This window comes from Nonomuraea longicatena, assembly GCF_039525605.1.
Classification (GTDB): Bacteria; Actinomycetota; Actinomycetes; order Streptosporangiales; family Streptosporangiaceae; genus Nonomuraea; species Nonomuraea longicatena.
Window position 1 is genome coordinate 232903 of the sequence record NZ_BAAAHQ010000001.1, and the last position, 12794, is coordinate 245696.

The following is a 12794-nucleotide window of genomic DNA, read 5'->3' on the forward strand; positions in this document are numbered from 1 at the left end:
CCGGCCCCCCGTTCTCAGGCGCCGACAGTGGCGGAGCGGGCGTTCAGGTCGGCCTCGCGGGCCTCGAAGAGCGCGACGATGTTGTTGGTGCCGAACCCCTCGCTGCCCTGCCGTTCGACCAGCTCGTAGAACAGCGCGTCGCGCTCGTGCGGGCTGGTGGTGAAGATCTGGTAGAGCTCGCCGTCCTGGTCGCGGTCCAGCAGTACGCCCGTCTCCCGCAGGTCGGCCAGCTGGGCCGCCAGTTCGGGCGCGTCCGCCACCCGCGCCGCCAGGGCGCCGTAGTAGGAGTCCGGTGGTGGGGAGACGAAGCCGACGCCCCTGCCGCCGTACCCGCGTACGGCCGCCACGATGTCGTCGGTGAGGAAGGCCAGGTGCTGCACTCCGGCGGCGCCGTGCACCTGGAGGAACTGGTCGATCTGCCCGGGTTCGTGCGTGGGGTCGGGCTCGGCCATCACGTACGTGAGCCCGTCCGCGTCCCGCAGCACGTGGCTGTCCATGGCGGTGGCGCCGACCTCGACGCGCTCGCTGCGGACGATCCGCATCCCGAACGCGTACTGGTAGGCGGCCACGGTCGGCTCCAGGGCGCCGACGGGCAGGCAGACGGCGATGTGGTCGATGAGGCGCAGCGGCCAGGGACCGCCGTGCGGCACGGCGGGCAGTGAACGCCAGGCGAAACCGGGCGGCACCCCGAGGTCGCGGCCGGGCACCGGCCGCTCGATCACGGTGTGCCGGAGGACGCCGAAGCCGCCGAGCACGGCCGACAGCGTCCCGGTCACCGGGTCGGCGGCGGGCGGTGTGTACAGGGACAGCCCGGCCAGGACGGCGCGGCGCACGATCGCGCGCACGTCGTCGCGGTACAGGGCGATGTCGCGCACCGCGTCGCCGTGGGCGGCGACGTATTCGGCTACCGGGCCCTCGTGACCGCGCGGCTCGGTCACGACGAGGCGCGCGGAGCCGCTGACCAGCAGCGTGCTGCGGCTGCTGCGATCTGCTGCGGTGGCGCGAGGGGTGAAGGCGAAGCGGGAGGTGAAGTAGTCCAGTGCTGGAGCGGCGTCGGAGACGTACAGCTCCACGTAGGCGATGGAGCCGTCGAGCGCGTTCTTGATCATGGTGCTACCTCGGGGATGAGGAGTCAGTAAGGGGGGGTCAGGTCATCCATCCGTCGCGTGCGGCGACGGGACCGCCCCACTGGCCGGTGAAGGCATGCTGCGGCTGCACCCAGACGCGGACGCCGTGCGCGCCGACCAGGGCGGAGTGCAGCCGCCCCTGGACGGTCCCGTCCGCCAGCCGCATGAGGGCGTGCAGCTGGGGGAGGCCGCCGACCAGTTCGCCCTGCCCCGAGCAGATCTCGGCGGGCTGGTCGAGCATCGTCACGGATCCGAGCGGGCCCGAGGACATCTCGAACCGCTCGACCTGGCCGAAGAACCAGATCAGCCCGGTGGTGACGCCGCGCGCGGCGAGGCTGTCCGTCAGATCCTTGACCAGTTCGCCGTGCCGGATTTCGATCAGGTTCACGAACGCTCCTAGAAGGTGTGGGGACCGCTGGGGAGAGGCCGGTTGGGTACGGTCGCCGCCACCCGTCGCTCCGTCGGCCCGCCTCGGGTGGGGACGGGCTGGAGCAGGGGGTGGAGGAGCGGGTCGGCGGGGGCCGGATGGTCCAGCAGGCCGGCTTGCTTGCGGGTGACCCGCCAGGCCAGGTCGAGGTGTTCGGCGCAGCGGCGCCGTACGTCCGCTTCGAGGCCCGCTACCTGGGCGAGCCTGAGCTGGACGGAGTCGAGGGTGGAGGTGCGCTGGAGCCCGTCGAGGGCGTCGAGGCGGGCCGGCCACCTCAGGTCCCGTGCCACCGCCGCGACGGCGTCCGCGGCCGGGTCGGCCGAGGCGGGGAAGGGGGAGGTGAGCAGGCGGGTGACGAGCCTGATCGCCTGACGGGTGGTTCTGCCGTGGTCGGCCAGGCGGTGGGCGAGCGCGTTGCGGAGGACGCGCGCGCGGTGGTCGAGGCGGTCGGCGCTCCAGCCGAGCACGAGCAGGAGGTGGTCGCCGATCTCGGTGTGCCAGCCCGCGAGCGCGATCTCGCGGGCCATCCGGTGGTGGAGCGCCCACATCCCGTGTGGGGGCCAGGTGTGGGTCTCCGCCCAGACTTGCACGCCGCCGAGCGGCAGGTCGGCAGTGTGGATCCGGGTGCCGTCCCCGGCCAGTGGCGCGCAGACCCGCTGGATCGCCAGCGCGAGAGCGCCCTGCCCGGTCTTGTCCCTGACGAACCACGAGCTGCCCTGGATCACGGTCCCGGCCGCCTCTCGCTGTTAAGTGGCAGTTTTCGAATCTCGCCTCGATAGTGGTCATGCGTGGTCATTCGTGTCAACTGCCACTTTCGTATTATGAAGATAGGGCAGGTCAGCGACCTGTCTACTACGCTTGTGAGATTCGTCTGCGGCAGGAGATCCGGTGGCAAACTTGGCCGAGCGGCTCGACCTCGCGCTGAACAAGCGCGGCTGCACGGGTGCTCAGGTGGCGACCTCGCTGACCAAGGCGGGGGTGCCCATCACACGGGCCTACATCAGTCAGCTCCGCACCGGTAAACAGACCAATCCCACCCTTCACGTGCTCCAGGCCATCGCCGCCTACCTCCAGGTGAGCGTCGGCTGGCTGCTGGGCGAGGACTACCTCGAATCCGGGGCCGTGCAGGACCTCCAGGTGCGCGCCGCCGCCATCGGCGTCTCGGCCTCCGGCCTGTCCGACGGCTCGCTGACGCTGCTGCGCGACGTCGTCGACCTTGCCCGCCGCGCCGAGGGCCTGCCCGGCCGCCACCGGCCCGGCCCCGAGCTGCCCGAGGCGGCGACCCTCGACGACGGCCAGCGCGTCGCGCTCGCCGACCGCCTGCGCGGCCTGCGCCTGACGGTCGGGCTGGGCGTCGAGGAGGTCGAGTTCGCCCTGGGCCGGGGCGTCGCCGCGGTCGCGCCCATCGAGGCGGGCGAGATCGTGCCGGCGCCGACCACGGTGGCCCGCCTGCTCAGCCTGTACGGCGTGCTCGCCGCGCCGGTGCGCGAGCACCTGATGTCGCTGGCCAGAGGCGAACGCGCCCCCGCCTGGTACGACTCGGCCGCCGTTCCGGTCCACGAGGCCACCGCCTACGCGCAGGAGGAACGCGCCTCCGTCATCCGCACCTACCACAACCAGGTGATCCCGCCGCTGCTCCAGACCGAGGCGTACGCGCGGGCCGCCATCCAGGTCGCGGGCCTGGCCACGCCCGGCCTGACCCCGATCGACGTGGCCGTCCGCCGGGTGCTGACCAGACAGGCGTTACTGGCCCGCGCCGACGGGCCGGTCGTCTGGGCGATCGTCGACGAGAGCGCGCTGCAGCGCTCGATCGCCGAGCCCGACGTGCACGCGGAGCAGCTCGACACGCTGATCCAGCATGCCAAGCGGCCCAACGTCTCGGTGCACATCGCGCCCCTCGAACACCCCGCCTACCTGCCGCGCACCGGGCCGTTCACGCTGTGGCGCTTCGCCGAGGCGTACGAGCTGGACATGGCCTGCCGGCACGGCATCGAGGCCGACGAGCTGATCACCGGCTCCGGCGCGATCGAGGTGCTCCACCAGGCGTTCGCCAAGCTGTCGGTCATCACCACGACCCGCGACGAGACCCTCGACCTCCTCCACGCGCACCGCCACCGCCTGGCCCTCTGAGCCCGCGCGTTCTTTTTCGCATCGGTCATTTACGGCCACCCCTTTGGTGTACCGCCGTATTGCGTTGCCCGTGTGACGTGTGGTGCTGTTGTGGCGTTGAGAACGGCCTTCTCCAATGAGACAGACGAGAATCTTGTGGAAGGAGAAACAAAAAGATGTATTTCCCGATATGTCTATTGCCAGACGGAGACAATTTTGGATCATATTGACTTCGGTCACCGCGTGGGGTCAGGTGCCAACTTTCCCAGGATTGTTTTCGGCGAGGGGAAAGGGCCCATACTCAATGCGTCAACGTGCCATCCGAAACCTGGCTAATCTCGCGACAGAGAAGGCCACCGCCACCAGAGTCCTCGATGCGGCGGCCGGCGGAAAGAACAACTTCTTCGTTGACCGCGACGCGGTGCGCCGTTATGACAGCGCGGCCGCCGTGAGCGCCACCGCCGCCCGCGCGGTGCTGTTGTTCCTCGCCCGCCTCGTACGCTTCCTCGCGGGAGAGTGGATCGACCAGTTAGTGATCATCGGCAGCGGCGTGCCGGGCGGCCTGCCGAAGGGCCGCCAACTGCACGACATCGCCAGAAGCCACCCCCGCACTCCCCGCACCCGCGTCCTGTACGTCGAGTCCGACCCCTTGATCCTGGCCAACGCGCACGCCACTATCGAACCGATCACCGACCTCGTGCGCGTGGTGGAAGGAGAACCCGCCGAGGTGGACGACATGCTCACCGACCGCGTGCTCAACACCTTCATCGACTGGGACCGCCCCGTCGGCGTCCTGCTCGTCTCCGGCCACAGCGTGGGCGACGACGAGCGCTTCCGCTACATCCTCAAACGGCTCGGCCAGGCCGCGAGTCCCGGCAGCTTCCTCGGCGTCCTCCAGGCGACCCTGGACGGCATCCCCAAGGAACTGCTGCCCGCCGTCCACGACCTGATCGCGATGACCCTGCCCGGGTACGCCACCCGGGGTCGCGAGCAGTTCGCCGGCATCCTCGCGGGGTTCGACCTCGTCGACCCCGGCCTGGTCTGGGTTCCGCAATGGCGTCCCGACGACGGCGAGGTCGCCGGGCGGCCGGAGGAGGCGGGCAACTACGGAGCCTTGGCCATGGTGAGCTGAGACACGCCTCAGTCCCACCAGAACGACCACGCGTGCGCTCCGGCGATCTGCGCGGCGTACCCGCGCAGGTCCCCGGCGCCCTGCACCACGTTGTCCGGGCAGAACGCCCAGTGTTCGGCGGCGACGTGCAGGGCGTGGTCGAGTTCGGCGGGCGGTGCCGCCACGCTCAGGTCGAGGGTGTTGAAGCCCAGGCTCACCACCCGCGCCCCGAACCGCTCCTCCCAGCTGCGCACCACCGCCGCCAGCGGCACCATCCACTCGTTGTGGTGCAGCGCGCCCTGCCAGCCCATGACCGCGAGCGCGTCCGCGCTCCGGTCGACGGCCGCGAGGCCCAGCGGCATGCCCCGCCCGGCCAGTTCGCCCGCCAGCCAGTCGGCGACGGCGCCCGGCTCGGCCACCAGCGCCCCTGGCGGGGCGAGGCCGGGGCAGAGCGCGCCGTACGGCTCCAGCTCCGTCAGCGCCTCGGCGGGCACCTGGGCCACCCACTCCTGCCACACCTCGCTCATGAACCCGTCGGCGGTGAAATGCTCGATCTGCGCGGCGTCGTCCGGGGCCACCTGGCCGGTCGCCCACGGTTGCGCGGACTCGTCGAGCAGCACCGGCCATAACCCGCTGCGGGCGTGCTCGGAGCGGAAGCGGGACCACACGCGCGCCCCGGCGGGGCCGTCGCTCATCCAGAACGCGGGCCGATCCGGTCGCGCGAACCCGGGGTCGGGCCAGACCAGTTCGCCCGCCGGCATGGGCAGGGCCAGAGTGCGCCCCCTGCCGCCGTCGGCGAACAGCTCGCGCAACTCCTGTGGCAGCCGCTGATCGTTCATGCCCATCGGGGAGATGGTAGTGGCAGGACATTTGTCCCGGGCGACCCCGGATCGATGATTCTTCCTGGTCTTCCGCCGGATTGGCGGCGTTGCGGGGGGCTTGCGGCGGCCGCCGGGATCGAGGCCGCCGGGCCCTGCGGGCACAATGGTGGGCTGTGACCACTTTTGACGCCGTGCTCAGCGATCTCGACGGAGTGATCAGGCAGTTCGACCACGAGGAACAGGAGGCCATCGAGGCCCGCTACGGCCTGCCTCTGATGAAGACCGCCCTGCGTCCCGACCTCATCCTGCCGCCCACGGTCGGGAAGATGAGCGAGCGGGAATGGCTCGCCGCCGTCGCCGCCGAACTCGGCGGCACCGAGGACGCGCTGCGGGCGGTCGAGGAGTTCCGCGAGCAGCGGTTCTGGGTGGACGAAGAGGTCAGGAAGCTGCTGGCCAAGGCGCAGGAGCGGGTGCCGCTGATCATCGTGACCAACGCGATGGACACCCTCGACGAGCACCTCGACCGGATCGGCCTCACCTACTTCGCCGACGCGGTGGTCAGCAGCGCCAAGGTCGGGGTGGCCAAGCCCGACCCGCGCATCTACATCCTCGCCGCCGAACTGGCCGGGGTCGCGCCGGAGCGGTGCCTGTTCATCGACGACCGCCTGGAGAACGTCGAGGCGGCCAGGCGGCTCGGCATGACCGGCGTGCACTTCCGCTCGGCCGAGGATCTGGTGCCGATCCTGGCGTGAGGCAGGTCGCCTCGATCATGGGGTCGGCGAAGGCGTCGAGGCCGTCCAGGACGTGCAGCGCCGTCTCGACGGCGACGCCCTGCCCGGTGCCTATCCGGCGGCGGCCATGTCGAAGAAGCGCCGTTCGAGTTCGACGGCGCGGCGGAAGGCGGCCAGCACCTCGGCCCGGCGGTCCTCGTCGAGCGCGGGCCCGAGCCGGTCGAGTTCGCCGCGCAGGAAGCCGACCCACGCGCGGAAGTCCGACCCCTCGTGCAGTTCGATCCACTCGCGGTGCACGAACCCCTCGGGCAGCGGCTCGGCCGCCCGGGAGGCCCAGCCCAGGTAGGTCCACTCGGCGACGCAGAGCACGGCCGCGATGCGCGGGTAGTCCTGGGCCGCCCGCACCTCGTCCATGAGCGCGCGGAACTCGGCCGTCACCGGCTCGGGCGCGGCCTCCGTGCTGCCGCCGAGTTCGGCGAGCGCCCGGTGGAAGTAGGTTTTCTCCTCGGTGGTGGCGACGTGGCCGAGGAACTGCCCGTACGGCACCCGCGCCGCGAAGGTGTCGGCGCTCGCGACGGCGGCGCCGAGCAGCGCCGTGAAGGAGTCGACGAACAGGAAGTCCTGCTCAAGGTAGTGGAGCATGTCCGCCTCGCCCCTGGTGACGGCCGCCGCGAACGGGTGCCCGACCACCGCCTCCCACTCCTCGGCACACTGCTCACGCAACCACTCACTGAACTCAGTCACACCGCCATGCTACGACCTGCGGATTCACTCACCGCATATAGGGGGAAAACGGAAATATGGATGTACTGGGCATCGATATCGGCGGCTCAGGGATCAAAGGCGCGCCCGTGGACACCTCGGCCGGGCGGCTGATCCGGGACCGCCTGCGCATCCCGACACCCCAGCCCGCCAAACCCGAGGCCGTCGCCGACGTCGTGGCCGAGATCACCAAGCACTTCTCCTGGTCGGGCCCGGTCGGCGTGACCTTCCCCGGCGTGGTCGCGGACGGGGTCGTCAAGACCGCCGCCAACGTCCACCACTCCTGGGTGGGCACCGACGCCGCCGAACTGTTCCACGGCGCACGCGTGATCAACGACGCCGACGCGGCCGGGCTGGCCGAACTGGCGTTCGGCGAGGGCAGGGGCAGGAAGGGGACCGTACTGCTGCTCACCTTCGGCACCGGCATCGGCAGCGCCCTGTTCACGGACGGTGTCCTGGTGCCCAACACCGAACTCGGCCACCTGGAGATCCGGGGCAAGGACGCCGAGCATCGTGCCTCCGACCGAGCCCGTGAGCAGCACGAACTCGGCTGGAAGGACTGGGCCGAGCGGGTCGAGGAGTACCTGCGGCACGTCGAGATGCTCTTCACGCCGTCGCTGTTCATCATCGGCGGCGGGGTGAGCAAGAAGGCCGACCGCTTCCTGCCGCACATCTCGATCGACACCCCGATCGTGCCCGCCACCCTCCAGAACGAGGCCGGGATCATCGGCGCCGCGCTGACCCGCGCGGCGTGAGATTTCTCGGAATCGGATGCAACCCCTTCGCCCGTTCGGGAGTCTCATAGATGTCCGTGATCGACCGTGGTGAACTCTGGGGAGAGTGCTGACACTCCGCGGCCGGTCGCGGACGCCGGAAAATCGGGATGCGCCACCCCGGCGGGTGGGGCACGATGGACTGCCGGCTCCCGTGACGCGGAGCTCAAATATCCTGATAGCAGTATGGGAAGCTCTGCGTTGTCCTCTCCTCTCACCGAGCTGCACGCCCGCCTGCCCGAGTTGATGCCGCGTGACCAGCGGCGACTACGGCGCAGGCTCGACGGCGTGCGCAGGGTGCGCTCCCGCGAGGCGCGGGAGAAGATCACGGCCGAGATCCTGGCCGACATCGAGCGCGCCGAGTCGCGCCTGTCGGCCAGGCGTGCCGCCGTCCCCGCCGTCACCTATCCGGAGGAACTGCCGGTCTCCCAGCGCCGCGACGACATCCTCGCGGCCATCCGCGACCACCAGGTCGTGATCATCGCGGGCGAGACCGGCTCCGGCAAGACCACCCAGATCCCCAAGATCTGTCTCGAACTCGGCAGAGGCGTGCGCGGCCTCATCGGCCACACCCAGCCGCGCCGCATCGCCGCCCGCACGGTCGCCGAGCGCATCGCCGACGAGCTCGGCACCGACCTCGGCCAGACGGTCGGCTACAAGGTGCGCTTCACCGACCAGGGCGGCGACCGTACCCTGGTCAAGCTGATGACCGACGGCATCCTGCTGGCCGAGCTCCAGCACGACCGGCTGCTGGAGCAGTACGACACCCTGATCATCGACGAGGCCCACGAACGCAGCCTCAACATCGACTTCATCCTCGGCTACCTCAAACAGCTGCTGCCGCAGCGCCCCGACCTCAAGGTCGTCATCACCAGCGCCACCATCGACCCCGACCGGTTCTCGCGGCACTTCGGCGACGCCCCGATCATCGAGGTCTCCGGCCGCACCTACCCGGTCGAGGTGCGCTACCGGCCGATCGACGAGGACGACGACCAGACCCAGGGCATCGTCGACGCCTGCAAGGAACTCGTCCTCGAAGGGCCGGGCGACATCCTGGTGTTCCTGTCCGGCGAACGCGAGATCCGCGACGCCGCCGACGCCCTCGGCAAGGCCGACTTCCGCAACACCGAGATCCTGCCGCTCTACGCCCGGCTGAGCGCCGCCGAGCAGCACCGCGTCTTCCAGCGCCACACCGGCCGCCGCATCGTGCTGGCCACCAACGTGGCCGAGACCTCGCTGACCGTCCCGGGCATCAAGTACGTCGTCGACCCCGGCTACGCCCGCATCTCCCGCTACAGCCATCGCACCAAGGTCCAGCGCCTGCCCATCGAGGCGATCAGCCAGGCCAGCGCCAACCAGCGCAAGGGCCGCTCGGGGCGGACGAGCGACGGCATCTGCATCCGCCTGTACGAGGAGGAGGACTTCCTCGGCCGGGCCGAGTTCACCGACCCCGAGATCCTGCGCACCAACCTGGCCAGCGTCATCCTGCAGATGACCTCGATCGGCCTGGGCGACATCGAGGCGTTCCCGTTCGTCGAGCCGCCGGACAAGCGTCAGGTCCGCGACGGCGTCAACCTGCTGCAGGAACTCGGCGCCTTCGACGCGGGCGGGCAGCTCACGCCCGTCGGCCGCAAGCTCGCCACCCTGCCCGCCGACCCGCGCCTGGCCCGCATGGTGCTGGAGGCCGAGAAGAACGGCTGCCTGCGCGAGGTCATGGTCATCGTCTCCGCCCTGTCCATCCAGGACCCGCGCGAGCGTCCGGCGGACAAGCAGCAGCAGTCCGACGAGAAGCACCGGCGCTTCGCCGATCCCGAGTCCGACTTCCTCACCTACCTCAACCTGTGGAACTACCTGAAGGACCGGCAGAAGGAGCTGTCCTCCAGCGCCTTCCGGCGCCTGTGCAAGGCCGAGTTCCTCAACTACCTGCGCGTGCGCGAGTGGCAGGACATCTACAGCCAGCTCCGCCAGGCGCTCGGCCTGCAACCGAACAGCGCGCTCGCCGACCCCCGGCAGGTGCACGCCTCGCTGCTGGTCGGCCTGCTGTCCCACATCGGCGTCAAGGACGTCGTCGACAAGCAGCGCGGCCAGGACGGCCGCCGCCCCATCCAGGAGTACGTCGGCGCCCGCAACGCCCGCTTCGCGATCTTCCCGGGTTCGGCGCTGGCCAAGAAGCAGCCCCAGTGGCTGATGTCGGCCGAACTCGTCGAGACCTCCCGCCTGTGGGCCAGGGTCAACGCCAAGATCGAACCCGACTGGGTCGAACCGCTCGCCCAGCACCTGGTCAAACGCTCCTACTCCGAGCCCCACTGGGAGAAGAACCAGGGTGCGGTGATCGCCCTGGAGAAGGTCACCCTGTACGGCGTGCCGCTGGTCGTCGGCCGCAAGGTCAACTACGGCCGCATCGACCCCGAGCTGTCACGCGAACTGTTCATCAGGCACGCGCTCGTCGAAGGCGACTGGGACAGCCACCACGCGTTCCTGCGCGAGAACCGGCGGCTGCTCGGCGAGGTCGAGGAGCTGGAGGCCCGCGCCCGCAGGCGCGACATCATGGTCGACGACGAGGCCCTGTTCGACTTCTATGAGCAGCGGGTGCCCGCCGACGTGGTCTCCGCCCGGCACTTCGACTCCTGGTGGAAGCAGGTCGAGGACAAGAGCCTGCTGACTTTCACGCCCGAGATGCTGGTCAACGAGGGCGCAGACGTCTCCACCCGCGACTACCCCGACACCTGGCGGCAGCTCGGCCAGCGGATGCGGCTGACCTACCAGTTCGAGCCGGGCGCCGACGCCGACGGTGTGACCGTCCACGTGCCGCTGCAGGTGCTCAACCAGGTCGAGTCCGACGGCTTCGACTGGCAGATCCCCGGCCTGCGCCAGGAACTCGTCACCGCGCTCATCAGGACACTGCCGAAGAACCTGCGCCGCAACTTCGTGCCCGCCCCCAACTTCGCCAAGCAGGTGCTCCAGGGCGTCTCGCCCGCCGGCGAGCCGCTGCTGGAGGCCGTCGAGCGCGAGTTGCTGCGCCTGACCGGCGTCCGCGTCCCCCACGACGCCTGGCAGCTCGACCAGGTCCCCGACCACCTGCGCATCACCTACCGGGTGATCGACGACCGCAAGCGCACGGTCGCGGAGGGCAAGGACCTCGTCGAGCTGAAGAAGCGGCTCGCGCCGCGCGTGCGCAAGACCCTGTCGGCGGCGGGCGACGACCTCGAACGCACCGGCCTGCACACCTGGAGCCTCGGCACCCTGCCCAAGGTGTTCGAGCAGGGCCGGATGAAGGGCTATCCCGCGCTGGTCGACGAGGGCGGCAGCGTCGGGGTGAAGATCTACGAGACCGAGGCCGAGCAGCGCCGCTCGATGTGGACGGGCACCCGCCGCCTGCTGCTCCTCAACGTCACCAACCCGGCCCGGTCGCTGCTCGGCGGCCTGTCCAACGCCGCCAAGCTGACGCTCTCGCGCAGCCCCCACGGCGGCGCGGTGGCGCTGTTCGACGACCTCGTCAACGCCTCCGTCGACAAGCTGACCGCCGACGTCGGCGGGCCCGCCTGGGACCCTGTCTCCTTCGACCGCCTTCACCAGCATGTGCGGGCCGAGCTCCACGACACCTCGCAGCAGGTGCTGGGCAGGGTGGAGCAGGTTCTCTCCGCCTGGCACACGGTCGGCACCCAGCTCGCGGGCCTGCGCGCGAGCGCGGCCACCGACGACGTTCGCGACCAGCTCGGCAAGCTGGTCTACCCCGGCTTCATCACGGCCACCGGCACCGCGCGGCTGGCCGACCTGTCGCGCTACCTCCGGGCGATCGAGCGCCGTCTCACCAAGCTTCCCGAGGAGCCGTGGCGCGACGACGAGTGGATGGCCCGCGTCCACAAGGTCGAGGACGACTACCACGATCTGCTCGACCGGCTGCCCCCGGTCCGCCGCGCCGACAAGGACGTCCGCGAGATCCGCTGGATGATCGAGGAGCTGCGGGTGAGCTTCTTCGCCCAGACCCTCGGCACTCCGACCCCGATCTCGGAGAAGCGCATCGCCAAGGCCATGGACCGGCTCATGCCCTGACCTCCGCTGTCCAGATATATCCGCCTATATTGGGGCGCTGTGGAGGTGCTGTCAGGGCGCCGCGGGAGCGCAGTCGGGTCGCCGTCGGGGCGCAGAGAAGGGGGAGAGATGATCAAGGCGCTGGTGTTCGACGTCGGGGAGACCCTCATCGACGAGACCCGCATCTGGACCCGCTGGGCCGATCGCCTCGGCGTCACCCGGCTGACGTTCATGGGCGTGCTCGGCGGGGTGGCCGCGCTCGACCGCTCCCACCGTGACGCCTTCCAGATCGTCCGCCCGGGGCTCGACATCGAGGCCGAGATCGCCGCCTGGGCCCACGACGACCCCGACGGCCTGCGCAACTCCTTCGACGCCGACGACCTCTACCCGGACGTGCGCCCCGCCTTCACGGCGCTGCGCGCGGCCGGGTACCAGGTCGTCATCGCGGGCAACCAGCCGGTCGCGGCCTACGACGCGCTGGCCGCCATGGACCTGCCCGCCGACTCGATCCACACCTCCGACGGCTGGGGCGTGGCCAAGCCCGCGCCCGAGTTCTTCGCCAAGGTCGCCTCCGTCGCCGGGCGCGAGCCCGCCGAGATCCTCTACGTCGGGGACCGGCTCGACAACGACATCCGCCCGGCGCGGGCGGCCGGGATGCGCACCGCGCTCCTGCGCCGAGGCCCCTGGGGCCACCTGCACGCCGACCGCCCGGAGGCCGCCCGGATCGCCGACGTGGTCGTCGACGACCTCCACGCGCTGCTCCCGGCCCTCCAGACCCTCACCTGAGGCCCGGGTACGCCCAGGGGCACCCCACACGCGCGCTCCCACGCCCGCCGCACGCGACGGCCACCGGCCCGGTTCGCGCGCCCGGTGCGGGCGGGCTCGCCGTACCGGGGAAGGG

General features: G+C 70.7%; 11 protein-coding genes. 6 read left to right on the plus strand and 5 right to left on the minus strand.

Features of this window, described 5'->3' with window-relative positions; all coding sequences use genetic code 11:
- Nucleotides 1-14 precede the first annotated feature (14 nt).
- Genes ABD120_RS01065 through ABD120_RS01075 form a run of 3 tightly spaced genes read right to left on the minus strand, consistent with a single transcriptional unit; the run spans nt 15 to nt 2279 of the window.
- Entirely contained in the window at nt 15-1109 is a 1095-nt protein-coding gene (locus tag ABD120_RS01065; protein WP_343947720.1) for a VOC family protein, read from the minus strand.
- A 37-nt stretch (nt 1110-1146) separates the two neighbouring features.
- A complete protein-coding gene (locus ABD120_RS01070) occupies nt 1147-1515 on the minus strand; it encodes a hypothetical protein (protein WP_343947721.1) in 369 nt (122 codons plus the stop codon).
- 8 nt (nt 1516-1523) lie between these two features.
- A complete protein-coding gene (locus tag ABD120_RS01075) occupies nt 1524-2279 on the minus strand; it encodes a hypothetical protein (protein ID WP_343947722.1) in 756 nt (251 codons plus the stop codon).
- A gap of 163 nt (nt 2280-2442) precedes the next feature.
- Here ABD120_RS01075 and ABD120_RS01080 point away from each other — a divergent pair, with 163 nt between their 5' ends.
- A complete protein-coding gene (locus ABD120_RS01080; protein WP_343947723.1) occupies nt 2443-3684 on the plus strand; it encodes a Scr1 family TA system antitoxin-like transcriptional regulator in 1242 nt (413 codons plus the stop codon).
- 283 nt (nt 3685-3967) lie between these two features.
- Nucleotides 3968-4795: an SAM-dependent methyltransferase gene (locus ABD120_RS01085; RefSeq protein WP_343947724.1), complete on the plus strand. Its 828-nt coding sequence runs from the start codon at nt 3968-3970 to the stop codon at nt 4793-4795.
- 8 nt (nt 4796-4803) lie between these two features.
- On the opposite strand, the gene ABD120_RS01090 is transcribed toward ABD120_RS01085, so the two are convergent.
- On the minus strand, nt 4804-5619 hold the full coding sequence (locus ABD120_RS01090) for a DUF4253 domain-containing protein (RefSeq protein WP_343947725.1): 816 nt from the start codon (nt 5617-5619) through the stop codon (nt 4804-4806).
- Between the two features lie 149 nt (nt 5620-5768).
- On the opposite strand from ABD120_RS01090, the gene ABD120_RS01095 reads away from it, so the two are divergent.
- Nucleotides 5769-6347 (plus strand): HAD family hydrolase, encoded by a 579-nt coding sequence (locus ABD120_RS01095; RefSeq protein WP_343947726.1) that lies wholly within the window; start codon nt 5769-5771, stop codon nt 6345-6347.
- A 90-nt stretch (nt 6348-6437) separates the two neighbouring features.
- Here ABD120_RS01095 and ABD120_RS01100 read toward each other — a convergent pair whose 3' ends face one another.
- Nucleotides 6438-7070: a TenA family protein gene (locus ABD120_RS01100; RefSeq protein ID WP_343947727.1), complete on the minus strand. Its 633-nt coding sequence runs from the start codon at nt 7068-7070 to the stop codon at nt 6438-6440.
- Nucleotides 7071-7126: 56 nt separating this feature from the next.
- On the opposite strand from ABD120_RS01100, the gene ppgK reads away from it, so the two are divergent.
- The 3 genes from ppgK (at nt 7127) to ABD120_RS01115 (ending at nt 12679) form a co-directional block, all read left to right on the plus strand.
- Nucleotides 7127-7843: a polyphosphate--glucose phosphotransferase gene (gene ppgK / locus ABD120_RS01105; RefSeq protein ID WP_343947728.1), complete on the plus strand. Its 717-nt coding sequence runs from the start codon at nt 7127-7129 to the stop codon at nt 7841-7843.
- Between the two features lie 204 nt (nt 7844-8047).
- Nucleotides 8048-11914 carry an ATP-dependent RNA helicase HrpA gene (gene hrpA / locus ABD120_RS01110; protein WP_343947729.1) on the plus strand — a complete coding sequence of 1289 codons (3867 nt, stop codon included), beginning with the start codon at nt 8048-8050 and terminating at the stop codon, nt 11912-11914.
- 108 nt (nt 11915-12022) lie between these two features.
- Nucleotides 12023-12679 (plus strand): HAD family hydrolase, encoded by a 657-nt coding sequence (locus ABD120_RS01115; protein ID WP_343947730.1) that lies wholly within the window; start codon nt 12023-12025, stop codon nt 12677-12679.
- Nucleotides 12680-12794 lie beyond the last annotated feature (115 nt).